The sequence below is a fragment of the Enterococcus viikkiensis genome, assembly GCF_005405345.1.
Taxonomy (GTDB): domain Bacteria; phylum Bacillota; class Bacilli; order Lactobacillales; family Enterococcaceae; genus Enterococcus_A; species Enterococcus_A viikkiensis.
The window spans coordinates 1-26,135 of the sequence record NZ_BJDW01000007.1 but is presented as its reverse complement, the minus strand read 5'-3'; the positions used below and the strand labels follow the sequence as shown (position 1 = coordinate 26,135).

Below are 26,135 nucleotides of genomic sequence, written 5' to 3'. Positions count from 1 at the left end.
ATGAAAAGTTGTCTGGATAATCTAGACAACTTTTTTAGTTTGCATCTTGAACGTCAACTAGGCTAAAGAACATTGGCGCTCCTTGTCAGCCTGGGCTTTTTCTCGTATAGTATTGAAGTAAGTACAGGAGAAGCGGGGTGTGAGAGGCATGATCGAATTAAAACAGGTGACAAAAAGTTATGGTGAGAAAAAAGCGTTGGATAATTTGAATTTAACGATCAAAGAAGGCGAAATTTTTGGTTTTTTGGGTCACAATGGTGCGGGAAAATCAACAACGATCAAAAGTCTGGTCAGTATCATCGAACCTACAGAAGGGGAGATTTTATTTGATGGAAAGAATTTGAAAGAAGATCGTTTGGCGATTAAACGGAAAATCGCGTATGTGCCGGATTCGCCGGATATGTTTTTACAATTAACTGCCAATGAATATTGGGATTTGATCGAAGCTGCCTATGAGTTAAAGGGCGAAGAGCGCCGGCGATTGGAGTTGATCAATTTATTTGATTTGGCGGGGCATGAAGACGAGACGTTAGAAAGTTTTTCTCACGGGATGCGGCAAAAAACGATTCTTATCGGAGCGTTGCTGCCGGACCCAGATATTTGGATTTTGGATGAACCCTTACAAGGATTAGATCCCCAAGCAGCTTTTGATTTGAAGCAGATGATTAAAGGGCATGCTGAAAAAGGGAAGACCGTCATTTTTTCAACCCATGTTTTAGACACGGCCCAACAGCTTTGCGATGAGTTGGCAATCTTGAAGCAGGGTGAGTTGATTTATAACGGGTCAGTGGAAAATCTATTGCAGGATTACCCTAATGAATCTTTAGAAAGTGTTTATTTGAAAATGGCTGGGCGTAAGGCGGATGAAGATTTAGTCGCAGAAATCGAGGGGGATGCCCATGAATAGTGGAATCATTAAGCATCTGATCGCAGTGAATATGCTGTATATCAATCCTTCTGCGACCAATCAAATTCGGAAAAAAGGCCGCAAAGGCAAAAAAGTGATTCGCAGTATTTTGCAACAATATGTACTGTCTGGTTTAATTTTTCTTTTTGTCTATGGTGCGACGATGGTGATGATTGATTTTTCGCAGCTGCCGGGGTTCTTTACCTATTATATGGCACTGTTTGCATTGATTGGGTTCTCCCAATCTTTATCGGCGATCTTCAATGTCTTCTTTGAAAGCAAAGACCTGCAAGATTATTTAGCATTGCCGATTAAACAAGGCGAAGTCTTTATCGCTAAGTTTTTGGCGGTGGGTATGACCATTGTTCCTTTTTTATTGCCTTTGTTGATTCTATTCTTTTTGACTGCCTTCAGAAGCGGTCAATTTATCCCAATCGCAGTGATTGCAGCGATTTTGCTATTTTTGATCTTTTTTATTTTGCTGTTTAGTTTTTGTAGTTTGATTGTTTTTGGCATGACGAAAACTAAGTTGTTTCGTCAGCATAAAAAATTATTTACTAGTTTGATGCTAGGCTTTTCAATGGTCGTTTCCGTTGGAGGCGTGTTGGCGATCAATTTTTCGCAAAATTCCGTCGATCATTCAGCTACCCTAGTCGATCGTCATCCGTTCGCTATTTTTCTTCCTTTTTACCATGTCATGCATGGGTTGTTTTCGGTGGAGGGGCTTTTGCCACTCATCGTTTTATTACTGGTAACGGCTCTGTTGCTATTGGCATTGCGGAATTTCGTGGTACCAAGCTTATACGAGCAATTCAGTGATGAGGGCTCTCGTACCGTCGCAACAAAACGCAAACGGAAAGAGAATCAATCGTTGAAAAAGCAATTAGGTAGGTACAATGTTCAATTGTTGAAAAACCCTAATTTGATCATGCAAGTTTTGACCTCATCCTTGATTATGCCGATCATTATGCTAGCGACGATCGTAACGACTAATCCAGTAGATCTACGAACACTATCTTTGAGATTTGGCGGAGTGTTCTTTGTTAGTGGACTTGTTTTCGCTTGTATCATGTTGAATCAAACATCGTTTGTCAGTAATTTAATTTCACTGGATCGTGAGAATTTCTTCTTTATTCAATCACTGCCTTTATCCATAAGAAAATATTTGCGTCAAAAATTTTGGGTAGGGTGCAAGATTCAAATGGCTCTTGCTGGCGGCATAGGCATAATAATTGGTCTGGTTATTCATTTGCCACTCTTCTTGCTAGTTACTTTCGTTATCGGAACGCTGTGGGGAACATACCTCATGTCGCTATATTTTTTCACTCGCGACTATCGCCTGTTAAATGTGACTTGGACGAATGTCAGTCAACTTTTCACTCGCGGTGTAGGCAACTATGGCTTGATGTTATGGCTGTTTGGAACTTTCTTAATCGGGGCGATTTTAATCGCTCTGTATGCCGTTGGGGTCTTAATGGGATTAAATCCCATTTTGCTAAACGGCGGCGTGATGCTGTGGTTAGCTATTCTGTCTGGGGCTTGGTTGTGGATCAATTATAATAATTTTTGGAAAAAACTAGGCTATTGATACTATTTAAAAAGAAATTCCTAACAGGAGTTTCTTTTTTTGTTCTGTTTTAGGAGGCTGATTGAGAAAATTTGGCTGATTGTAAACATTAGATTCAACTGAACTATTTGATTATTAGAAAGTGTGTTTTAAATGGCAATTTGTTAAAATGTTTCAAATTGATTTATTATCTTTTTAGTAATAAAACATGTTTTGATCAATTGTTTTTAATTTTAGCAGGGGTTTAAAACAAGAAACTAGCTGTTTTTCTTGTCTTTTTTTAATTTGAAATAAAAGCCAATGGTTATAATGGTATCGGTTTCAGCTTGTTTTCAACTTATCGTTTCATTGATATAACCGTATTTAATCAATTGTTGAAAAAAAGATAAAAAAACAAATAAAAAATATTTATTTAAATAACTTGTTTTTTTGTTATTTTATCATTTTGTAGGGGAGCTTTTTTGGCTATGTGCCCCCAAGAAGCGTTTACGTTGTTTTGAATTTTTCATGAACTTTGCCTTCTTGCGCTTTGTCTTTTTTCATTGTAAAGTTAACTTTGGGAATTTTTAACTGTTGAAATATTCTTGCTCAATTAATAACTAATAATAATTTTTTGAATTTATTTTTACGGCAGTTCCCAGATTATAATTGAATAGGAGTGGTTTTAATGTCCAAAGCAGAAAAAGGCATGACGCTTGGCGCTCTGGTCATGATGATCTTTACCTCAGTATTTGGGTTCGCTAATGGACCAGTGGCCTTTTACTTAATGGGGTATGGCTCAATCGTCTTTTACGTTGTGGCTGCGATTCTATTTTTCATTCCATTTGCGCTGATGATGGCAGAATTTGGTTCTACCATTAAAGGTGAAAATAGTGGGATGTATAAATGGTTGGAAGTCAGCGTAGGACCACGTTTCGCATTTATCGGAACATTTATGTGGTTTGCTTCTTACGTTGTCTGGATGGTTTCTACATCATCAAAAGTTTGGATCCCTTTTACAACGGCTTTTGCCGGCAGTGACCAAACACAAAAATTAGGAATGTTCGGTTTGAATTCGACTCAAATGGTCGGTATTTTAGCCTGCGTTTGGATGATTATCGTTACTTTAGTCTCAATTAAAGGGGTTAAAGGAATCGTTAAGATTACAAGCTTAGGTGGCTTAGCCGTAACAAGCTTAAACGTTGTTCTGATTGTGATTTCAGGAATTATTTTGGTGGCAAATGGTGGCCATTTGGCGCAACCTTTTAATCATATCTTGCACTCACCAAATCCAAGTTACCAAAGCCCAATCGGTTTACTAGGTTTTGCGGTATTCGCGATCTTTGCTTATGGCGGTTTGGAAGCTGTTGGTGGGATGGTTGATAAAACCCAAAATCCAGAAAAAACATTCCCTAAAGCGGTTGTTCTTTCTGCCTTGATCATTTCAGTAGGTTACGCATTAGGAATCTTCCTTTGGGGCGTAAGTACCAACTGGGAGGGTGTCCTTTCAGGCGATACAACAAACTTAGGAAATATTTCTTATGTTATGATGAATAACTTAGGGGTAGAATTTGGTAAAGGCATTGGCCTGAGTCAAGCTGCTGCTATCAGTATGGGTAACTGGTTTGCTCGTTATACTGGTTTAGGAATGTTCTTAGCCTATAGTGGTGCGTTCTTCACATTGACGTATTCACCATTGAAAACGTTGATCATGGGAACACCAAAGAAATTATGGCCTAAGAAATTCACTGAATTAAATGAAAATGGTATGCCAAGCTATGCGATGTGGGCACAATGTGCAATCGTTGTTGCAATCATCTTGATCGCTTCATTTGCGACGCCAGATCCATCAGCTTTCTATAACATTTTGACGTTAATGGCGAACGTGTCAATGACCTTACCTTACTTGTTCTTAATTTATGCATTCCCTAAATTTAAGAAAAAAGAAGGACTTGATCGTCCGTTTGAAGTCTATAAATCTCATAGCATGACACTTGTGATTAGTGTTGTAGTCTTCCTATTAGTATTAGGTGCCAATGTCTTCACGATTTTCCAACCGATTATCGAAGGTGCAGGCATGCGTGATACTCTTTGGATGATTGCAGGTCCAGTCGGATTTACAGTAGTGGGTATCATTCTTTACCAAAACTATGTCCGTCGTACGAAAGCATAATAGTATCGTGACGAAAGCCTTAGCGAATTTTCGCTGAGGCTTTTTAATCTGTTCTCTACGGAGGAGGGGGTTGTGTCAGCCCTGAGATCAAGGATAATTTTAATCTTAGAAAACTATTCGTACATTAAATTCGGTTCGTCTTTTCTGGTAAACTATTATGAGAATACGAAAAATCGGAAACAGAGATGAATAGAAAAACGTTGAAAATAAGTTTTTTTCCATGATAAAGCCTTTTGACACGAGTAAAACAGCCTATGATAAAGAGTTTGGCTAGTGAAACGGGTTAGGGAGTTCTAAAGTGAGACTAAAGGAGCGGATAAAATGAATTTAAGCAAACAGATTAAACGATTAAGAGAGGCAGCTGGGTTTTCACAAGAAGAGTTGTCTGAAAAAATTTACGTTTCTCGTCAGACAATATCAAATTGGGAAAATGAACGAAGCTATCCTGACATCCATAATCTATTATTGCTGAGCGTTCTTTTTGACGTGACTTTAGATGAACTTGTCAAAGGAGACGTGGAAACAATGAAAAAAGTAATTGGAAACGATAAAATGAATGGGTATGGTTGGGTGATGAATGGAACGCTTCTTCTGGCCGCGGTATCGATTGGACCGGCGTGGAAATTTCTTGGGAATGTCGGGTTATTGATTCCGTTTGTTTTATGGCTAATTTGCATGTGGGCCGCCTTCAAGGTTGAGAAAATCAAAAAGGACAACGATGTTAAAACCTATAAAGAGATTGTTGCTTACATGGAAGGCGGAGAGGTAAAAAAACTCCGAGAAGAACGCAGTTTCAAAAGGGATTTGTTAATCAAAACGTTGATCTGCCTTGTTTTTGTGGGAATTTTTATGGCCATCGTTTTACTGAGTTTGTGGGTTAGTGGAATGCTATAAAAAAAACCGCTCCTATACAGCTAGGAGCGGAGTATTCATTCGGTCGTGTCATCAAAAATTTTATCACTATCATCATTGGTCCAAAAAGCCATAATAATCAGTTCAATCAAGGTCGCAATTAAACTAATAGGTGGGTAGAAATAGATTCCGATGCCGATTATGAGGACGGTCAGAGGAAAAAAGAAACTGCTCATATACTGGTTAGGCCCCATTTTACGAATTTTTTGGCTGATGGCAGGGTGTTTTTTTTGATGGAGTTGCTCGAAACTTTTGCTAAGCCACAGGTAAGCCAAACTCCAAAGGGTAAAAATAAAAAGATAAAAGTATTCCGGTCCGCGATGGGACATAAATTCTCCAGCCCAAGCGGTGGCAACAGGAATCAAAGCCATTGTAAAAAGCCAAATATTATTGATCCAGTAAATTTTTTTCGTTACACGTTTGGTTAAGCTGAACATATAATGATGATTGTACCAAGCCACCGCGATAAAAAAGAAACTGACGGCATAGGCGAATAAATAGGTCAAATTTTCTAAAATAGCTTGCCAATGAAAATCTTCTGGGGTTTTGAATTCTAAAATCATGATGGTCATAATAATTGCTACGATCGCATCAGAAAACGCTTCAACTCTGCCTTTGTTCATACGGAACAATCCTTTCCTGTACAGCAAAAATTTTATTTTTCGCTTAGTTTTAGCACGATAATAAATTTCAAGCAACTGATAGTACTTTTAGCTGGATCAGATCAGACAAAAAGCTTGTACGTAATCGTCCTACGATTACGTACAAGCTTTTTTAGGAGGAAGAAACAATAGTAAAGTTTTAGGAGAATAACTGCATCAGGAAACCGGAAATGATTAAGACGATAGCTCCGCCTAAACGGTTACCCATTTGCGCAAAAGCAATCAATTCCATCCGATTTGCCGCAGACAATACAGCTACATTTCCAGTACCACCCATTGAGTTGTTGCATAGGCCGGCAGTGATGGTTGATTCGATCGGATATAAGCCAAAAAGGCGACCAACGAAGCCGGAAACAAGAGAGATCACGATTACGCTGGTTAAACATAAAACGACAAATTGCCATGTCAAAGCAGACGCTAAGACGTTTAAGTTCAATAAGGCAATACCGATACCAGCTAAGACAGCGGCCGTTAAGTTTTTAACGATTAAATTATTGAACATGATCGCCGCATCTTCATAATATTCAGGTAATACATTGGTAATTTTACAAATCACGACGATAATAATCATGAAAGCATATGCGTGGATTTTGGGTACAAAGAAATTACAGATTTGACCAAGAATGAAGAAGGTCAAGGCAACCATCATACCAACGCCTAATTGGAAAATATCTGGTTTGACTTCGCGAGGTTTACCGTCGCCAAGGTCGCCCTTTTCCATTAATTTACCGTTCCCATTAATCTTAGGGAATGATTCTCCTGCACGGGCAACTAACGCGGCACCGATGATTGCTAAAACATTGGTCATGGCGGTTGCTGGAATCAAACGAGAAATAATGGAAGAAGCGTCGGTTCCTAAAACATGGGCATAGATGGTTGATAGAGGCACAGCACCCGCACCGACACCACCAGCCATAGCAGGTAATGAGATATAAAGAACAGAATTGGCAAAGCCATTACCGATCACCATACCGACAAGTCCGACAGCGAAGAAAGAAACAATCATAGAAATAAGTGCCACAGGAATAAAACGGACAGAAGCTTTCATTAATAGCTTCCGGTTCATACCAAGAATACTACCAGTAATCAGAGCGGCAATATAAAAGTCTAAGAAACCCATAGTTGTTACGAAATTCTTAGTTGATTCAACGACATAGTCAGGTAAGATGCCGAATGTTGCGATTGCTGCAGAAGCAAAGATCGCAAAAACAGAGCCACCACCTAAATAACTTTTGACAATGGGAATTTTGTTGCCAACGAAGTGGAATAAATTTCCGAAAATAACTAAAATAGCGATTGGGCCGATCATATTTGTCGGTAATTTTTTCAAGGCGATTGCGATAATTAATACGACCACCATAATCAAATAAAGGGGTAAACTAACACCGGAAATTTTGGTTGACCAAAAACTAGTCTTTTTTTCTTCAGATGTCGTAGCAGTTGAGGGTTCTTTTTGAGCCATTGGAGACGTCCTTTCTTTAATAAAACATGGATTCACGCCTTAAAAAGAGGGAGTAGAATACTCTACTCCAGCTCTTAAGGCCTTTTGTTGCTGTCTTTTGGATTTAGTATTCAGGGAGCCATTTGGCTGCTTCGACAGCAGTTTTTACATCAGGAATGTCTTCACGGTTTAACTGTTGGTCCACGACCGATGTCACGACTGTTTCCGCAATGATTTGAGAAAATTCCGTGATTTTTGCGACTGGAGGTAAGATCGATGCACCTGGTTTTGTGACATCGACGATTCCGCCTAGTGCGCGGCTAGCTTGAGAGATGATTTCATCGTTTACTCGAGTTGAGGTTGAAGCGATCAAACCTAAGCCTAAGCCTGGGTACATCAAAGCATTGTTTGCTTGTCCAATTTGATAAGTCACACCCTTGTATTCAACATCGTCCGCTGGAATACCCGTTCCGATTAATGCTTTCCCGTCGGTCCATGTAATTAAGTCTTCTGCCGTTGCTTCCGCTAATTTTGTTGGATTTGATAAAGGCATAATAATTGGACGAGGTGTATGAGCAGCCATTTCTTTGACGATTGCTTCTGAGAACGCACCTGGTTGAGTAGAAGTACCAATCATAATGGTTGGATGAATTTCTTTTACAACAGCTTCTAAGCTGGTTAACGTAGTGTTGTTGATAAATTCAGCTCGTTTTCTAGCAAATGGGATTTGGCCAGGTGTCAAGCCTTCAGTGTCTTCAAATAATAAACCTTGTTTGTCGACTTGGTAGAAGTGTTTACGTGCTTCTTCTTCAGGTGTTCCTTGACGTACCATTTCTTTTAATAGAATATTCGCAATACCGACACCAGCAGTGCCTGCACCGAAAGTAAGGATTCTTTGGTTTTTCAACGCTTCGCCAGAGATATTTAACCCACCTAAGACACCAGCAAGGACCACAATCCCTGTGCCTTGGATATCATCATTGAAGGTAGTGATCTTATCTTGATATTTTTCAAGGATATTTGCAGCGTTACCACGACCAAAGTCTTCCCAGTGTAATAACAATTCAGGGAATAAATCGGTAGCTGACTCAACGAATTCATCGATGAATGCATAGTAAGTATCGCCTTCTACACGGGCGTGACGATTTCCTAAGTAAAGCGGATTGTTCAATAATTCTTCGTTGTTTGTACCAGCATCAATTGAAACAGGCAAGACTTGAGCTGGGTTGATACCAGCAGCGGCAGTATAAACCATTAATTTCCCGATGGCGATATCGACACCGTTGACACCCCAGTCGCCCATACCAAGAATGCCTTCAGCATCAGTTACAACAATCAACCGAATGTCACGACCAGCAGCGGCGTTTTTCAAGCTCTCTTTAATACTTGCTGGATCATCAATTGAAAGAAAGGCAGCGTCTTGAGGTTCAACGAAGATTTCATTGTATTGTTCGATTGAATCTGCTACGACTGGATCATAAACGATTGGCATGAATTCGACTAAGTGTTGGCCCATTAATTTGAAAAATAAGGTCCGATTGGTATTAAAGATGTTCATTAAGAAAATCCGTTTTTCTAAATCAGATGGTTTGCTTAAGTATTGTCCGTACGTTTGAACGGCTTGTTGTTCAAGTGTTTGCACGGTGCTTGGTAGCATGCCTGTGATTCCGTATTTTACGCGTTCTTCTTTAGTGAACGCAGTCCCTTTATTTAAGAATGGGTTGTTTAAACGATTTAAACCTGTAAGCATAGATGAGTCCTCCTAAATTTTAAGTGCTAGGAAAGTATAATGAAGGAAAGAAGGTATAGTCAAAATCATTAGTTACGATAAATTTTGCTTATATGACAAGAGGGGGCAGTCGGAAAAGAGTGCAAAGTAAGTGAAGAAGAGTGGTCCACGATTTTATTCAATGGATTAAGCTTTTTGATTCAAATTGTAATAAACAAAAAAATACCGAAAACCAGTTAAGAGATTGTCGGTATTTTTTTGTTTGTTCTGATAATCAAAAGGCAGGGAAGGGAATCTTTTATATCAATCATTATTATCTGTTTAAAGAGCACCTTTTAGTGATTAACCGATTTTTTTCTTATCGATCCGACGGCTGTTCAAAAACCAGTGGCGATGGTAATCACCGACTAAAGCGGTGAAGGGGACACTGGTGATACCTAGTTGTTCCAGAACGGCCTCTAAGTAATTTTTTAAGACCCACGGATCTTCAATTCGGGAGACGTTCAATGCTAAAGTATCGGCGATCACATCTGCTGTCGTATTTAAGTCAGCAGCAATCTGTTCGAGACTCAATCCGCTACGTTCAAAATTTTTGTGCAATTCGTTTTTTGTATTGATCATTTGTTGTTGATTTAATGACATAGCACTCGCTTCTTTCTTTAAAAATAAATAGTTGTATTTTTAACTATCGACAGCATACGCTTTTAAAATTTGACTGTCAAACAAAAGGTTATCTTTAAAAAATTTTATGCAAATCAAGCTGAAACTTTTTCAGGTAAAATGAAATGAAAAGTAAATTAGTTTAAAATTAATCTTTTATCATTTAAATACTTCTGTTATAATTGGCATCACATCTGAAAGGTGTTACTTGTTTTATCAAATTGAAAAGGAGCGAATATGTATGACGATTTACAATTTTTCTGCGGGGCCTGCTGTTTTGCCCAAACCAGTGCTAGAGATCGCACAGTCCGAAATGCTTGATTATAAAGGCAGCGGCATGTCGGTGATGGAGCTGAGTCATCGTTCCTCCTTATTTGAAGCGATCATTCAAGATGCCGAGAGTTTATTACGAGAATTAATGGCGATTCCAGATAATTATAAGGTTTTATTTTTACAAGGCGGAGCCAGCTTACAATTTTCAATGGTTCCCTTGAATTTAGCGCAAGGGAAAAAAGTGCTGTACGTCAATACCGGCTCATGGTCTAAAAAAGCGATAAGTGCCGCCAAAGCCTTAGAAAATATTGAAGTTGAAGTGATCGCCTCTAGTGAAGAACAGAATTTTACTTCTATCCCTGAACTGCCTGAAACAGTCGATCAAAAGGCAGCCTATGTGCATATTACAACCAATAATACGATCGAAGGAACCGCGTATGCCAAAATTCCTTCTTTTGGAGACGTACCGGTGGTGGCAGATATGTCATCAAATATTTTAGCTAATGAGTATAACGTAGAGGACTTCGGTGTGATTTATGCCGGTGCACAGAAAAATATCGGGCCCGCGGGATTAACAGTCGTAATCATTCGTGAAGATCTTCTCAATCAAGAAGCGCTTTTTGCCCCCATGTTGGATTATGCATTGCAAGCGAAACATCATTCTCTTTACAATACACCGCCAACTTATGCGATCTATATCGCGAAATTAGTTTTTGAATGGGTCAAAAAGCAAGGTGGGGTAGCCGGAATTACCGCAAAAGATCGTGAAAAAGCGCAATTACTATATGATGCTATCGAAAAATCAAACTTGTTCAAAAGCCCAGTAGAAAAAGCCAGTCGTTCGTTGACAAATATTCCCTTTGTTACCGGTGATGAAACGTTGGATAACGCCTTTAACCAAGCGGCTTTAGCAGCAGGCTTTGAAAATTTAAAAGGCCATCGCTCAGTCGGTGGCATGCGGGCCAGTCTTTATAACGCCTTTCCAGTAGAAGGTGTAGAAGCACTGATTGCGTTCATGGAAAAATTTGAACAAGGAAATGGAGGGAACTAAATGTTTCAGATAAAAACATTCAACGCGATCGCTCCTGAAGGGATGGCGCGTTTTGATCAAGAAAATTATCGCATCAATGAAAGTGAAGAACCGGATGGGATTATTTTACGCAGTCAGAAGCTCCATGACTATCAATTTTCCGAATCAGTGGTAGCTGTTGCACGGGCCGGAGCAGGTACGAATAATATTCCAGTAAAAAAATGTACGGAGCAGGGAATTGTTGTTTTCAATACACCGGGAGCGAATGCCAATGCAGTGAAGGAGTTGGTAGTGGCCAGTCTATTGATTGCGGTGCGGCCAATGGTTCAAGGAATCGAATGGGTCCAAACGTTATCCGGCAGCGACGTAGAGGAACAAGCCGAAGCACAAAAGAACCAATTTGCCGGAACCGAGCTTGAAGGGAAAAAATTAGGCGTTATCGGACTGGGTTCGATTGGCGCAATGGTAGCGAATGATGCCTATCGTTTAGGCATGGAAGTTACCGGCTACGATCCTTATGTCTCTGTAGATACGGCTTGGAGCATTTCTCGTCGGGTAAGACGGGCGACTGATATTAAAGAAGTACTGACAAATTGCGATTTCATCACAGTTCATGTACCATTGACGGATCAGACGAAACATTTGATTGGACCGGACGAATTGGTTTTAATGAAAAATACCGCTCACTTGATGAATTTTGCTCGCGGTGAGATTGTTGATACGGAGGCCGTGGTCAAAGCGGTGAAGGAAGAACGAATTGGCGGGTATACGACTGATTTCGCCGGTGAAAAATTATTGCACAATCAGAAAATCACGGTCTTGCCTCACTTAGGGGCGTCAACCGAAGAAGCAGAAGTGAATTGCGCGAAGATGGCGGCTCGTGGTTTGAAACGGTTTTTAGAAACTGGGGTGATTAAACGTTCAGTGAATTTCCCGAATGTCGAGATGGCCTTTGATTCTCCTTATCGAATTACCATCATTAATAAAAATGTCCCGAATATGCTAGGCTCGATTGCTTCTGACATTGCTTCATTAGAGGTAAATATTGACAATATGGTGAATCGCGGGAAAGAGGATTACGCCTATACACTCGTTGATGTGTCAGAGACGGATCCGCAAAAAATTGCGGCAATCACACAGAAATTAGCCCAAAACGAAGGGGTTGTCCGAGTTCGAGCGATTAAACGAGATGAGGAGAGTGAATTTTAATGGTTCAAGTTCATCCATTTAAAGGGATTCGTCCCACTTCAGAGTTAGCGGCGCAAGTGGCGGCCTTGCCTTACGATGTCGTAAATTCGCAAGAAGCGAAAGAACTTGCGGAAGGAAACCCTTACAGTTATTTCCATATCGATAAAGCTGAGATCGACTTGCCAGCTGATGTCTCGCCCTATGATAAAAAGGTTTATCAAAAAGCCGCCGATAATTTAGCAGATTTCTTAAAAGCAGGCTGGCTCTTTAAGGAAGAGCAAAATTATTTCTATCTTTATGAGTTAGTCATGAATGGCCGCAGCCAAACTGGAATTGTCGCGTGTACATCGATTGAAGATTACATTGATGAAAAAATCAAGAAGCATGAGTTTACTCGTCATGAAAAAGAAATCGATCGAATGAATCACATCCGGACTTGTGATGCCAATACTAGTCCTATTTTCTTAAGCTATCGACCAAAGACTGAGATCCAGCAAATTATTAAAGCGTGGCAGCAAGACTACAAGCCTGTTTATGATTTTACCAGCTATCATGAAGTGACACATCGTGTTTGGGTGATTGATCAAGGTGACACGATTGAGACGTTGGCAAAATTATTTACTGAAATTGAGGCGCTTTATATCGCCGATGGTCATCATCGGACCGAATCGGCAGTGAAAATCGGACTTGAAAAACGTGAAAATGGTGAGCAAAATCCTGAGACAGAGCAATTCTTATCGATTCTTTTTCCAGAAGACGAATTGGCGATCTGGGAATACAATCGGGTCTTAAAGGTCGCTCCGCCAGCTGATTTCATGGAACAATTAAAGGAAAATTATTCCGTGACGAAATCAGGTGTCAAAAAACCGAAACAGGCCGGCGATTGCCAGCTGTATGATGGCGAAACTTGGTACACCTTGAGGATTAAGGCGGTGAAAATCCCCAATGATCCGGTGGAGAAATTAGATGTGGCTTTGCTGCAAAAGCATGTTTTCGAAACCATCTTTGATATTCAAGACATTCGTACTGATAAACGCATCGATTTTATTGGTGGAATTCGTGGGACAGCAGAGTTGGAAAGACTAGTTGATTCAGGAGACTTCAAATTGGCTTTCTCCATGTATCCGACACAGATGAGAGATTTATTGGCAGTAGCCGATGCGAAAAAAATCATGCCACCAAAATCCACTTGGTTCGAGCCTAAATTATTAAGCGGCTTGTTCCTACACGATTTAGAAACGAAATAACAGAAGTTCCCGATGCCTATCGGGAGCTTTTTTGTCATAATTTTCCTTGATAGCGTATGCTAAAAGTGGAGGCGAGGCAGATGAGGAGAGTCTTGGATTTTATACAATCCAATAAATTATTAAGTATCTCATTGTTTTTGACGATCATCAGCTGTCTGGTGGGACGCTTTTCAGCGAGGGACGTTTGCTAGGGAGTGTCTTGATTATTGTTGCGGCAAATCTAGGCAGCAGTTTTTTCCCCTCTTATCCTGATGAAACTAAGTTTTTTTGGGTCTCTTTAGCCTTGTTAATTTAGCCTTATTAGTGATCCTAGGCGGTATTTTTTTCTTTTTCATACATTAGAAATTATCGAGAATTCCTGAAAAAGCACTAAGTTTATCATGGGAATTTTTGCAAAAACAATGAAACCGCTTTATTTAATGCTAAGCTTATATTGTAGAAATGACAGGAGGGATTTACGATGCGAGATAATACAAAATTAATTCATGGGTACACTGTCTTTGATGAAGTCACAGGGGCGTCTTCAATCCCCCTTTATCAATGCTCCACCTTTAAGCAAACGTCTATCAAGGAAGGACAGGACTACACCTATTCCCGCTTCGGTAATCCGACTCGCAGTGCCTTAGAGCAAGCAGTGGCGGCAATGGAAGACGGGCGCTATGGGATTGCCTTTGCGTCGGGGATGAGTGCAATCTCAGCGGTGCTATTAAGCTTTAATCAAGGCGATCATTTAGTGATGTGTAAAAGCATCTACGGTGGGACTTTTCAGCTGGTGAATGAGGTGATGAAGCGTTTTGGAATCGAAGTCACCTTTGTGGATGAAACGGATCTGACGGCCTGGGAAAATGCGATTCAACCGAACACACGTGGCCTCTATCTTGAAACGCCTTCAAATCCATTGTTGCAAGTCACTGATATTCAACGGGTCGTTGCCTTAGCTAAAGACTATCAATTAGTGACGATGATCGACAATACGTTTATGACACCGCAATTTCAAAAACCTTTAGCTTTAGGCGTTGATGTCGTGATCCACAGCGCCACGAAGTTTATTAACGGTCATAGTGATGTCGTCGCAGGTCTTGTGGTTACGAATGATGAAAAATGGGGCCAGCAGATCAAGTTGCAGCAAAAGGTTCTTGGTGGCATCTTAGGGGTGGAAGATTGCTGGCTGACGATGCGAGGCATGAAAACGATGGGCTTACGCATGGAACAAAGTGCCCGCAGTGCTGAAAAAATCAGTCAGCTATTAGAAACGCATCCCGCGGTCAAAAAAGTTCATTATCCAGGACTTGCAAGCCATCCTGGTTATGACATTCAGCAAAAACAAGCGACTTCCGGTGGAGCTGTTCTTTCTTTTGAATTAGCCGATCAAGCGGCCGTTTATGCCTTTGCGGAAGCGTTAGAATTGCCAATTGCTGCTGTTAGCTTAGGAGGAGTAGAGTCCATTTTGTCTTATCCAGTTACCATGAGTCATGCTTGTGTGCCGAAAGAAGAACGAGAAAAGCAAGGAGTGACGGAGGGACTGTTACGTTTATCGGTAGGAATTGAGGATACAGAAGATTTATTGGCGGATCTGGAACAAGCGTTAAGCAAGTTGAAACCACTTTTATAATAAAAACAAGCGAGCGCATGGAATTTTTCTCCATACGCTCGTTTTTTTCGGTTATAATGGAGGCATCTTTTTAAAGAGGGGAAAACCAAATGAGTCAAAATTTATTACGCCCGGAAGTGTTGATGGCAATCGTGGTCGCCTGTTTGATCACTTTTTTTGTCACACAGTGGGGAATGAAACGAAAAAAACATGCCACGATCGTTGAAAAAATAGAACCAGTCAAAACACCAGAGCGAACGACGGATGCGTTGACGGTTTTTGAACAGTCATTGGCGATCTTACAAAGCTATAAGCACAATCTAAACCAATATGGCTATCCCTATTTCAAAGAAACGACCCCTTTTGTTTTGCAGCAGCTGCAGGCCGAAGCGGACAGTTTGGTTACAGAGCAGGCTAGAGAGAATCAAAAAGCGCAAAATCTATTGTTAGACAATATCGCTCAACTTCACCGATTTATGGAACAAGAGGTCACAGATTCTAAAAAGCTAGAGTTAGAAGTCTCGAATCATGTAAATAAAACCATCATCACGTGGCGTAAGCTAATCAAGGAGTTTTCCAATCAATAGAGGAAATGACAAGGAGGGATGAAATGGCGAAAGCGACCGACACAGAAGTGTATCAGCTGCTATCAGAGTGGCAAATTCCCTATGAACGAGTGGATCATCAAGCCGTTTATACAGTAGCGGAGATTGATTTTTCCATCGATGGGACCGAGGTCAAAAATTTGCTGCTGCGGGGGAAAAAGAGTAAACGAAATTATTTTATCATTTGTCCTAGTGAGAAACGGTTGGCGATAAAAGCTTTGGCGAAAGTTCTCGATGAGAGCCATTTATCCTTTGCCTCGCCAGAGCGGCTGTTTGATTTACTCGGTTTAACCCCAGGGTCAGTTACACCGTTAGCTTTGCCTCACGACAGAGAGCGGCAAATTACGTTAGTGATTGATCAAGCGATTGATCAATCGGCTAAGATTGGTTTTCATCCCAATGTTAACACGGCCACTTTACTGCTGGCCTTTACTGATTTTCAATGTTATTTAGCGAAGCTTGGGATTCAGCCGATTTATTTGGTTTTGCCGGAGCAAGCGACGGCTTAATTCTTAATGGAAGAGGGAATTCGATGTTTTCGATTATTTTTGGTGGACTGCTTTTAGTTTGGCCACTGATGGCTATCCCGGCGTTAGTGGAAAATAAAAAAAGGCAAGGCACCTATTTTTCAGAGGATAAACGGATCTTAGTAGCAAAAGCAAGTAATTTTGGGAATAACCTCAATATGAAAAATAAATTCGGCTTTAGCTTGAATGTATTAATAGGACTGGCACTGATTATTTACGGTATCCTTAATGGATCAAAATAATAAAGCGACTACGCAGGAAGAACCGAGCGTAGTCGCTTTTACTTTTTTAGAAATCGGAGTATGTTCACTATTTTAAAAGGTGTAAAAATGTGAAGAAAGCGTCCAATTAACGAATATGCAATCTTCTGCGGATACCATCAACACGAGGCCCAAGTAATTTGTCGGCCATGCGCGTTTTTAAGGCCAATACAATGTACGCCAACCCGCCGCAGGCTGCCACAATTAAAATAATAATCATTGATTGAATTTTAGAATCAGGACTCAAGACGAATTCACAGCCGATCTTCACAATCACAGCAACCACACCCATAACGAGTGACATGCCAGTGATTTTTGCGAAAGACGCAATCGTTTCTCGGAATGGGAATCGAGATAAGACATGAATCCGGTCTAATAAGAACATATTTGCAACTAAGAGACCTAAAAAGGTTGCAACCAGAGGTCCATAGGCTTTGAATAAGAAAATTAGTGGGAATTGGGTAATGACTTTTACCCCGATCCCGATCCCTAGAAAACCAACGGCTTGCATATTGCCGTCTAATCCTTGCAGCATCGTGGAACAGACCATGAAGAGGCCCATCATGATACCAACAACACAGGAAGCTGCCAATAATTGCGCTCCGAGTGGATTTGGACGATAGAACAAAGTGTTTAAAGGATAAGCTAAGACGATCATGCCTACGGTAGCTGGCATCATCACAAAAAATAGTAATTGAAAATTATTTGTGACTAAATTAGCCAAGCCCGCTTGATCTTTTTTCGTAAAGCGTTCGGTGATCAAAGGCAGTCCCGCAGTAGCCATCGCGGTTCCTAACGCAATAACGACCATCGTCAATTTGTCCGGATTGGCTGAGATCAATGCGAAAAGATCCGCATTTTTGGCGGCAGAATAATTCGTAACGATCGTCATAATTTTTTCAAAGGAATATTGGTCGATTAATTTGAAAATACTGATCCCACTACCGACAATAATAAATGGAATGGCTTGCGCAATCATTTGCATTACGAGTTGGCGGCCAGAGAAGCTGATTTGATTACTGCTTTCCTTAACCAACTGACGAAAGGCGGTACGTTCTTTTAATAAGGAGAACATCAGTACACCCATAGCGAAAGCTACCCCAATAAAGGCCGCAAAGGTGGAATGAACGACGGCGGTTTTGTAGCTGCCGTTATTGATCTTCATAATGATATAAGCCGAGACCAGCATATAACACACGCGAGCGATCTGCTCGATAATTTGTGAAATGGCATACGGCTTCATATTGCTGTTTCCTTGGAAGAAGCCGCGAATCACACTCATCGCAGGGAAAATCAAAAGGACGACGCTTAATGAACGCATCACCGGAACGAGATCCGGATTTCCTTGTGATAGGAAGGGGGCGCCAACGAACATAATGCCCGCACAAATCACGCCGCCAATCGTCATCAGCCGCAAGGTATAAAATAAAAGTTTTTTACTAAGTCCATATTCATTCATGGAATTGTAACGAGCAGTCTGTTTCGCTACCGCCGCTGGGATTCCCGCGGTGGAGATCATTAGAAACAATGCATAAACATTGTAGCCCTTTGTATAAAGATAGTTGGCTGCTTCTCCGTGAGGCTGCATCCACATGTACCAGGGGATCACATATACAGCGCCTAGTAAGCGCGAGAAGATATTTCCTACAGTTAACCAAGCGGTGCTTTGGACCATTTTTTCTTGGGCAGTCGCTTGTTTTTTAACAGGCGGGGAGACTTTCTCCATTTGTTTTTCCGATTGTTCGCTATCTTCTTTGGTCAGTTTGACCGTTTCTGTATGATAACGCGCCATTCGCGAACGAGGTTCATTTCCCGGTAGGGCGTTGTCTTGTCTATTATTTGTCATATATACCAGCTTTCTCCAACAGTGTCCTCCATATTTTACCTGTTCTGTCAGCGACTTACAATCCTGTAAGAAAATCTTTAAGAAATCGGTGTAAAGCGAGGGTCGTAAATACTTTTGATCGATGAAATTTTCAATTGCTGTGGTGATTCAAAAAATAGGAGTGGGAGAGTGTCGCCGTATGGAAATTTTATCCTTTGCGTAAATTGATTTAGTCAAACAAAAAAACGTTACCCAAAGTATGCCCCATAAGGGAACTCCTTCAGATAACGTGCCAATATGCTCTAATACTAGAGTAATCGATATCGTTGAAAAATACATCTATTTTTGGAATAACAATAGAATTTTAGCCAAATTAGGGTATCTTTCCCCCGTTGATTCCCGATTAACAAGATTAAATTGAGTGGCTCTTTTTATTTTGTATCAAAAAATGGGTGCACTTCCACATCACGACGTGTGGGGGAATCCTCTTTTAGACAATCCACTGTATGGTAAAGAGCACGGAGGCTATCTCTGGATTTACAAGACCAACGGAATCGCTTCAGAATCAGTGGATAGGGAAAAGTAACTGAGCGATATCTGTAACCCACCGATGGATTATTTAAGGATTAGTTCAATTCAGTCTCTGGAATAGTGGCCAAATAATTACTTGCGATAGTTAGTAGTTCAGTCATTTTTTCGTAGTCAAAAGGCGAAGCGAGCTTTCCATAGCTTACTGTCTCTAAAAAAGTCTTCGTTCCGCCGATACGACAGATGGCGAGATAGTCCGCCCAAACAGCGGGATCTTCTGCGATAATTCGTCGTTGCCAAAATTGTAGGGCGCAGACTTGTGCCAGCGTGTAATCAATATAATAGAAGGGAACTTCAAAAATATGTCCTTGACGATACCAATAGAGTCCGCGAGCCAAAGCGTCAGATTCTTGATAGTTACGCTCTGGACAATAGCTTTTTTCCAAATCCCGCCAGCATCGCTTGCGTTCTTCTGATGACCAACTTGGGTGGAGATAGACTTCTTCTTGGAAATGGTCCACTAAAGCACCATAAGGCAGAAACTGCAATGCGCTGCTTAAATGAGCAAATTGATATTTTACACTGTCGTTAGGGAAAAACTGGTTCATCCACGGCCAAGTTAAAAACTCCATGCTCATGGAGTGGATTTCCGCTGTATCTGAAGTGGGGAAAACGAGTTCCGTTTCTTCGATCCAGCGAGATAAATAACTTTGAAAAGCATGACCGGTCTCATGGGTCAAGACATCAACATCATCTGATGTACCATTGAAATTAGCGAAGATGAAGGGCATCTGCATACCGTCAATGAATTCACAATAACCTCCGCTTTGCTTGCCGGGGCGACTACTCAAATCCAACAACTCTTGATTGATCATTTGGTCGAAAAAGTCCCCGGTTTCAGGCGACAACTCATGATACATTTGCTGAGCTTTTTGGACTAAATCGTCTCCCTCAGGTTGGGCATTTCCAGTAGGGAACACTAACGGCAGATCATAATGATAGAGATCTTTTAGCTGCAAGCGTTCTTTTTGCCGTTGATACAATTTTTGATTGATGGGAACGACAACGTCAATAATAAATTGACGGAAGGACTGTAGTTGCTTGCGATCATAGCTCCAGCGATTCATTAAGCGGTCGCCATACTCCACATAGTTTTTAAATCCCAATTGTTGGGCTTGTTGGTGCCGTAACTGAACCAACCGATCAAAAATAGTATCGAAATCTTTTTCATGGGCGACAAAAAAGTCTTCGTAGACTTTATGAGCGGCTTTGCGGATAGAGCGATCAGTATCGGTGAAAAAAGCCGCTAATTCTGACAAGGTCAATGTCTGTCCCTGAAATTCTAGCTGAGCAGAAGCAATGAGCTGGGTGTATTGACTAACGGTTTCGTTCTCTTGTTGTTTCAGGGGAATGACTGCATCATTTAACAGCCGCAGTTGGTCTTCGGCATAGAGAAAAAGGGTTTCGGGAAATTCTTGTTTTAGTTCCATCTCAAAAGCCGAGTCTAATAACTTTTCATAAAACTCGTTGTGGAGCTGATCAATCAAAGGCTGGTGATGATCCCAAAAATCATTTTCAGCACGATAAAAAGAGTCATTGGTATTGATCGAATGACGAATATAGGCCAGCTTAGCATTAGTGGCAATCTCATTGCGTAATTGATTTAGCTGGGTCAAGGCTTCTTTAGCCTCAGAATAATTAGAAGCCGTAGCAAAGAGCTGCAAGGCTTGCCGAAACGCTTTTTCGTATTGTTTCAGCTCCGGACGTTGATAAGGATAAGTTGAAAAGGACATAACGAACCTCCAATAAATAACTTTTTTGTAAGTATAACAAAAAAACCGCCAGCATAGTGCTGGCGGTTCTTATAAGCTTACGAATTCATTAGCAGTTCTTTGTTTATTAATTCATCGATTGGTGTGTAGTCTATGTTCAAATCTTTGGCTACTGCTTCAATAGTTAGTTTTCCTTTGTAGGTGTTGACCCCGCGATTTAAGGCCAGATTGCTCTTCAGCAAGTCTTCTAACGAGTTGTTAGCTAATAGGTTTGCATAGGCCATCGTACTGTTGCTTAGGGCATGAGTTGCAGTTTGTGGAACAGCGCCCGGCATGTTTGCAACGGCATAGTGGACAACCCCTTCTTTGACATAAGTTGGTGCGTCATGAGTGGTTACGCGATCTTCTGTTTCAAAAATGCCGCCTTGATCAATGGCAACGTCGACTACCACGGAATGATCTGGAATATTGGCCACCATTTCCTTAGTGACTAAGGTTGGCGCTTTGTGACCAGGAATCAAGACCGCTCCAATGACTAAGTCAGCGGTTTTTAACGCTTCTTGAATATTGAAGCTATTTGACATTAAGGTTTGTACGTCGTTGCCGAAAATGATATCTAATTCTTTCAAACGTGGGACGCTGACATCTAAAATCGTCACGTTCGCTCCAAGGCCGACTGCGATTTTCGCAGCGTTCAGTCCTACTACGCCGCCGCCGATAACGACGACATTGCCGCGACGAACACCAGGCACACCAGATAACAAGATTCCTTTACCACCATTGATTCGTTCTAAATAGTTGGCACCGATTTGAGCCGCCATACGTCCAGCGATCTCGCTCATAGGGGCTAACAAAGGTAGCGTATTGTCAGCAGGTTGAACATTTTCATAAGCGATAGCATTGACGCCACTTTCAATCAAAGCTTCAGTCAATGGCTTGTTCGCAGCTAAATGCAGATAAGTAAATAATAGCAAATCTTTGCGGAAATACTGGTATTCTTCAGGAAGAGGTTCCTTCACTTTCATGACCATATCAGCAGACCAGGCTGTCGCTGCATCCTCAACGATAGTGGCTCCAGCTTCACGATATTCATCATCAGAGATTGCGGATCCTGCGCCAGCACTTTTCTCAACGAGGACTTTATGGCCACGTTTACTCAGATCAAAAACACCTGAAGGGGGAAGGGCAACACGATTTTCGTTGTTTTTAATTTCTTTTGGAATTCCAATAATCATTCGACACACACTCCTTCTAACAAATCATAGGCAAGCGTAACCGCTTACAAATTAATTGTACAGGAGTTTCAAACAATATCAAATAAAATTTTGTGAAAAATACGATTCATTTTACTACAAGTAAGCAAATGAAACCCTTTTCATTTTCTCATCTAAGCCTTTTCGAGGAATAAGTAAGAATGAATGGGTTGAAAGTTTGTGATAATTTTAAATTTATTATTTGATTGCTGAATTTATTGCGAAAAAACCAATTACTGGTAATAATAAGGAAAGAAACTTAAGGGAGATTGTATTATGCCGGAAAATCAACGGATAGATATATTAAAGGAACAAATCAGTTTTTTAGAAGCACGTTTGACGCGTTATGAAGAATTGTTACATGGATCAGTTTTAAAACGAATTCTTTTTGGGGGAGGGCGGCGTGCCAAACTGAGTATCGCCGAGATTCTTATTGGGCTAATTATTTTACTGTATGTATTCTTTCGCATCACACCAGGATTGGTTTTTGCTGTAATAGTTATTTTGTCAGTATTCATGATTTTCTTTTCTACGGTTCAACTAAATCTGATCCGTAAGAAAAATGGGCCTGAAAAATACCAGAAGATGATTGCTAGCTTGACCTTAGAAAAAGCGTCAATGGAAAAAGAAGTCATGCGGTTAAAAGAAAACAAGCCGAGAACGTAATGTCTCGACTGGTCTCATTTAAAGGGTACGTTTATTGAACGGGAATAGCTTCGCGCTTTTCTGAAGAGAAATTTTTGCGATGAATCTTATCTACCAACGATTGAATCTTGTTTAAAGAATGGATGCTGGGACACAGCTCTACTGCGATGATCGGCGTTCGACAACTTTGTACATCAAAGGTGGAGGTACTGATGACGATATCATATTCTTCAAAGATTTCTAAATAACTTTTGTTTTGGAGACTGTTAAAATTGATATGTTGGATTGTGTAATTGCCCCTGATTGAAAAGCGTAGCAATTCAGATAGTAGGCTTTCCTGCATACTAGAGTCTGTCGAGACGACTAGCAAGGTGACAGGCTGATTAGATTGCTGCATATTATTTAGACAGCTGGGAACGGCAGCTATTATTTGATAAATGTAATTATCGATGAATTCGGTTGTCGCGAAAAGCTGATAATCTTCAGTGAATTCAAGCACTAGTTCCCGTAGCTGATGCACACAATGAGCATGAAAAGTCTCTAGCAAATGTAAGCAGTCTTTTTTTCGGTCTTGTAGAATACTGATAAATTCTTTTGTTTTGGCATGAAACAGATGCTGATTGATCAAAATGGTGGTTAACTGATCCTTTTGGTTTTCAGTCAAGGGATCGACGAGCATTGTACTGAGTTTTTCAGCTAGTTCATAATGCGTTTCATAATGATAAGCCAAGGAATAATTTGATTCCAAGGCTTTTTTCTTTTGTCTGTCACCTAGCAAAAAGAGATCCGAATACAGCAACCAAAAGCTATCCTTCATAACATCTTCTGAGTAGAGAATATGCAGCTCTTTCCGCAAGAGCGGACCAAAGCGGCTCATCGTCGCTTGTTTTGGTGGCAGAATGCTCTCCGATTTTAATGTGCGGGAGGAAAAACGGTGGTTGTTAGAGATACGCACAAGACTGATAAAAAAGGTAAGACTTAGGCGGTTGTATTGCGCAAACGATACCGATAAATCATTTTCATGGATCATAGAGCGAACAATTTCGTCACCGTAACGGAAAAGTTCCGAGCTGAAACGCGTATTTTTTCGCATAACTTTTTTCTCTGAAAAATAGAGAAAGAATAGATGACGGATCGCGACCTCATCACCAGTCAAACGAAAAGGTCGCCGTTGGATCGTCAATTTCCATTGTGCCAGAGCATCTTGTAGATCCTTCATGGCCGATTGGACCGTGGTCAAGCTGCAAAATAATTTTTGCGATAACTCTAATAAGGTAGAGCATTCCTCAAAGAAGATAGCTTCTAGGATTTTAAAAGCCATCGAATGATTTAGCAGCGTAGAGAATAGAACATCAATGGTGGCGTTGTCTTTCAGCTCCAGCCGATATAAGCTGTTTTCTCGCACGACTTTGTAATAGTTGCTTTGGGTGTTGATTGTTCGGATATCATTTAATAAAGCAGGTGTCGTGCAGTCTGCGATGGTAGACAATTCCTCGCTGGAACAAGGATGCTTGGAATAATAAAGGGTTTCAATTAAATTTAATTGGCGCTGGCTATCTCGCTTAAGAAGTCGGCGTAAGTTCATTATAATATTCCTTTCGTAATGGCAGTGGTTCGAAACAATTCACAAATTGCTGAATTCGTTCAAAATCTTGAGCGGTTGGATAGGTGTTGATGGCAATCAGTGGGCAAGCAGATTTAAGCGCAGTCATCGTCACATTGGTTACAATCAAATCATATCTTTTAGTTAGATTAGTGAGTTGTTCCTGCTGAATAAACGGACTGCTAAAATATTCATAATCCACAGCGCCTTTAATAAAAGCCGGAAAAATTGAGTGCCAGAAACGTTCATGGGTGGTGGAGGTATCAGAGAGCAGCAAGACTTTGATTGGTTTATCCGCCGCTACTAAGCGCTGCAGCAGATGACTGATTGATGTAACCAATAAGCTGATATACAGCTCAGTAAAGGCGCTATGCTGCTGGTTTGGTAAAAAATCTTCCACGACCGTTCTGATTTTTCTCAGCTCACGGCTATATTTTTTTTCGATCAATTTTAGCATAGTGGCTTGTGTTTCCTGCAAAATCTCGACCGATCGTTTGTTAGGTTGGTAGCAAAACAGACTATTGCCTAATATTCGCAGATTCTCAACGATTTCAGCTTGTGAAAGTGGCGTATCTAGCAGTTCGCTAATACGATTCAATAATAAATGATGAGCTTCATAGAAATTCGCCAGTCGAGTATTTTTTTGGATCGCAAATAATTGCTGCTGACGGTTTAAGATTAATTGATGAGAAAATAGTGGCCACAAGCATTCCTGTAATAATTTCTCAGTAAAATCAACCTTAGTCTCACGTTTGATCAGTTTGGATAATCGTTCTAGCTGATCGAAAGCAGGAATTCTTAAGCCGCTTTCAGTAGACAGTTTTTTCATGGAATGACCATTTTTCAAACGTTGTAAGCCAATCAAAAAGCTGTGCATCAGTTGAAAGTGGACAGTCATATTGTTATCAATTTGATTTTCTTTTAATAATTGCCGTAAGAAGCAATCCACTGAATTGAGTAATTCCTTTGAGAAACCATAATCGGCAAAGGCCATTCTAGCTTCTCTAAAAAAATGATAATAGAATTGTCGTAAGTTCGCTTCATCTCCGGCAACTCGCAGTGGGCGATGATGGACAGTGATATCCCAATTCGCTAGCGTGTGCTTGATGTTTTTCAAATAACGCTGCATGTTAGAGAAGCTACAATTTAATTGATCCGCCGCTAGTTGAATTCCCCGACTTTTCTCAAAAAACAGGCACTCGATTACTTGAAACTCTAAACTGGTCCGTAAAATATAGGCATAGACAATGTCAATCGTCGCGAATTGATCGAACGCAATTGAATAAAGACCTTTCTTTTTCTTTATTTTGATCGGTAAGTTTTCTTCATTTAAAAAACGAATATCACTAATTAACGCAGGTAGCGAGCAGTCCAATGCTTCCATTAATTGTTCGGAAGAAAGCAAATCTTTGGCATAATATAATTGTTCGATGAGACTTAAACGTCTCGTCGTCTCTTGTTTCATTAACCCTCGTAAATTCATAGATAACTCCTTGAATAATTTTTTATTTAATATAATGGCAAAAATGAGGGGAAACAAGCTAGATTAATTTGTATTATGCTTATCCTTGTTATTTAACTAATTCTCAATAAGAATTATTATAAATTAGGATACTAATTTTATAAGGATAAACGCAAATAATTAAAAAAAATTTCGAATTTATTTTTTATTTTTTAATTCTCTTAATTGTCAAATTAAGTTAGACAAATCATCAATACTTACGTAACTCAAAAATACTTCCAAAGGTGTTCGATAAT

Annotated in this window: 21 protein-coding genes and 1 pseudogene; 13 read left to right on the top strand and 9 right to left on the bottom strand. The window is 40.4% G+C overall.

Annotated elements, in window-relative coordinates; translation table 11 throughout:
* The first annotated feature begins 148 nt into the window (after nucleotides 1–148).
* The 4 genes from FFM67_RS05325 (at nucleotide 149) to FFM67_RS05310 (ending at nucleotide 5,520) form a co-directional block, all read left to right on the top strand.
* On the top strand, nucleotides 149–907 hold the full coding sequence (locus tag FFM67_RS05325) for an ABC transporter ATP-binding protein (protein ID WP_137613548.1): 759 nt from the start codon (nucleotides 149–151) through the stop codon (nucleotides 905–907).
* Nucleotides 900–2,495 carry an ABC transporter gene (locus FFM67_RS05320; protein WP_137613547.1) on the top strand — a complete coding sequence of 532 codons (1,596 nt, stop codon included), beginning with the start codon at nucleotides 900–902 and terminating at the stop codon, nucleotides 2,493–2,495. Before FFM67_RS05325 ends, FFM67_RS05320 begins: the two co-directional genes overlap by 8 nt.
* 646 nt (nucleotides 2,496–3,141) lie before the next feature.
* The gene (yjeM, locus tag FFM67_RS05315; protein ID WP_137613546.1) at nucleotides 3,142–4,626 is read left to right on the top strand and encodes a glutamate/gamma-aminobutyrate family transporter YjeM; all 1,485 of its coding nucleotides are present in this window, start codon (nucleotides 3,142–3,144) and stop codon (nucleotides 4,624–4,626) included.
* Between the two features lie 321 nt (nucleotides 4,627–4,947).
* Nucleotides 4,948–5,520 (top strand): helix-turn-helix domain-containing protein, encoded by a 573-nt coding sequence (locus FFM67_RS05310; RefSeq protein WP_137613545.1) that lies wholly within the window; start codon nucleotides 4,948–4,950, stop codon nucleotides 5,518–5,520.
* 35 nt (nucleotides 5,521–5,555) lie between these two features.
* Here FFM67_RS05310 and FFM67_RS05305 read toward each other — a convergent pair whose 3' ends face one another.
* From FFM67_RS05305 to FFM67_RS05290, 4 genes are all read right to left on the bottom strand, one after another.
* Nucleotides 5,556–6,161: a TMEM175 family protein gene (locus FFM67_RS05305; RefSeq protein ID WP_137613544.1), complete on the bottom strand. Its 606-nt coding sequence runs from the start codon at nucleotides 6,159–6,161 to the stop codon at nucleotides 5,556–5,558.
* A 178-nt stretch (nucleotides 6,162–6,339) separates the two neighbouring features.
* Entirely contained in the window at nucleotides 6,340–7,662 is a 1,323-nt protein-coding gene (locus tag FFM67_RS05300) for a 2-hydroxycarboxylate transporter family protein (protein WP_137613543.1), read from the bottom strand.
* A gap of 103 nt (nucleotides 7,663–7,765) precedes the next feature.
* Nucleotides 7,766–9,391, bottom strand: a complete 1,626-nt coding sequence (locus FFM67_RS05295; RefSeq protein ID WP_137613542.1) for a malolactic enzyme — start codon at nucleotides 9,389–9,391, stop codon at nucleotides 7,766–7,768.
* Nucleotides 9,392–9,712: 321 nt separating this feature from the next.
* On the bottom strand, nucleotides 9,713–10,012 hold the full coding sequence (locus FFM67_RS05290) for a DUF2316 family protein (RefSeq protein WP_137613541.1): 300 nt from the start codon (nucleotides 10,010–10,012) through the stop codon (nucleotides 9,713–9,715).
* Nucleotides 10,013–10,271: 259 nt separating this feature from the next.
* Between FFM67_RS05290 and serC the strand changes: the two genes are divergently transcribed.
* The 7 genes from serC to FFM67_RS05255 all read left to right on the top strand — a co-directional run bounded on the left by serC (nucleotide 10,272) and on the right by FFM67_RS05255 (nucleotide 16,733).
* Entirely contained in the window at nucleotides 10,272–11,354 is a 1,083-nt protein-coding gene (gene serC / locus FFM67_RS05285; protein WP_137613540.1) for a 3-phosphoserine/phosphohydroxythreonine transaminase, read from the top strand.
* Nucleotides 11,355–12,542: a 3-phosphoglycerate dehydrogenase family protein gene (locus tag FFM67_RS05280; RefSeq protein ID WP_137613539.1), complete on the top strand. Its 1,188-nt coding sequence runs from the start codon at nucleotides 11,355–11,357 to the stop codon at nucleotides 12,540–12,542.
* Nucleotides 12,542–13,768, top strand: a complete 1,227-nt coding sequence (locus FFM67_RS05275; protein ID WP_137613538.1) for a DUF1015 domain-containing protein — start codon at nucleotides 12,542–12,544, stop codon at nucleotides 13,766–13,768. The genes FFM67_RS05280 and FFM67_RS05275 overlap by 1 nt, the downstream gene beginning before the upstream one ends.
* Nucleotides 13,769–14,228: 460 nt before the next feature.
* On the top strand, nucleotides 14,229–15,380 hold the full coding sequence (locus FFM67_RS05270; protein ID WP_137613537.1) for a trans-sulfuration enzyme family protein: 1,152 nt from the start codon (nucleotides 14,229–14,231) through the stop codon (nucleotides 15,378–15,380).
* Between the two features lie 89 nt (nucleotides 15,381–15,469).
* On the top strand, nucleotides 15,470–15,946 hold the full coding sequence (locus FFM67_RS05265) for a hypothetical protein (RefSeq protein ID WP_137613536.1): 477 nt from the start codon (nucleotides 15,470–15,472) through the stop codon (nucleotides 15,944–15,946).
* Nucleotides 15,947–15,969: 23 nt separating this feature from the next.
* Nucleotides 15,970–16,473 (top strand): prolyl-tRNA synthetase associated domain-containing protein, encoded by a 504-nt coding sequence (locus FFM67_RS05260; RefSeq protein ID WP_137613535.1) that lies wholly within the window; start codon nucleotides 15,970–15,972, stop codon nucleotides 16,471–16,473.
* Between the two features lie 23 nt (nucleotides 16,474–16,496).
* Entirely contained in the window at nucleotides 16,497–16,733 is a 237-nt protein-coding gene (locus tag FFM67_RS05255; protein ID WP_137613534.1) for a hypothetical protein, read from the top strand.
* Between the two features lie 106 nt (nucleotides 16,734–16,839).
* Here the strand turns inward: FFM67_RS05255 and FFM67_RS05250 are convergent, their stop codons facing one another.
* Nucleotides 16,840–18,477 (bottom strand): putative polysaccharide biosynthesis protein, encoded by a 1,638-nt coding sequence (locus FFM67_RS05250; protein ID WP_371851566.1) that lies wholly within the window; start codon nucleotides 18,475–18,477, stop codon nucleotides 16,840–16,842.
* Between the two features lie 328 nt (nucleotides 18,478–18,805).
* Between FFM67_RS05250 and FFM67_RS12375 the strand changes: the two are divergent.
* Nucleotides 18,806–18,997, top strand: a pseudogene (locus FFM67_RS12375) (IS3 family transposase); the annotation flags it as partial.
* A gap of 205 nt (nucleotides 18,998–19,202) precedes the next feature.
* Here FFM67_RS12375 and FFM67_RS05245 read toward each other — a convergent pair.
* Both FFM67_RS05245 and ald read right to left on the bottom strand, forming a co-directional pair.
* Entirely contained in the window at nucleotides 19,203–20,897 is a 1,695-nt protein-coding gene (locus tag FFM67_RS05245) for a M3 family oligoendopeptidase (protein ID WP_137613532.1), read from the bottom strand.
* Between the two features lie 77 nt (nucleotides 20,898–20,974).
* Entirely contained in the window at nucleotides 20,975–22,111 is a 1,137-nt protein-coding gene (ald, locus tag FFM67_RS05240; protein WP_137613531.1) for an alanine dehydrogenase, read from the bottom strand.
* Nucleotides 22,112–22,405: 294 nt separating this feature from the next.
* Here ald and FFM67_RS05235 point away from each other — a divergent pair, with 294 nt between their 5' ends.
* On the top strand, nucleotides 22,406–22,795 hold the full coding sequence (locus tag FFM67_RS05235; protein ID WP_137613530.1) for a hypothetical protein: 390 nt from the start codon (nucleotides 22,406–22,408) through the stop codon (nucleotides 22,793–22,795).
* Between the two features lie 31 nt (nucleotides 22,796–22,826).
* On the opposite strand, the gene FFM67_RS05230 is transcribed toward FFM67_RS05235, so the two are convergent.
* The gene (locus FFM67_RS05230) at nucleotides 22,827–24,359 is read right to left on the bottom strand and encodes an AcpB/EbpR/MafR family transcriptional regulator (protein WP_137613529.1); all 1,533 of its coding nucleotides are present in this window, start codon (nucleotides 24,357–24,359) and stop codon (nucleotides 22,827–22,829) included.
* Nucleotides 24,337–25,860 carry a helix-turn-helix domain containing protein gene (locus tag FFM67_RS05225; RefSeq protein ID WP_137613528.1) on the bottom strand — a complete coding sequence of 508 codons (1,524 nt, stop codon included), beginning with the start codon at nucleotides 25,858–25,860 and terminating at the stop codon, nucleotides 24,337–24,339. The genes FFM67_RS05230 and FFM67_RS05225 overlap by 23 nt, the downstream gene beginning before the upstream one ends.
* Nucleotides 25,861–26,135 lie beyond the last annotated feature (275 nt).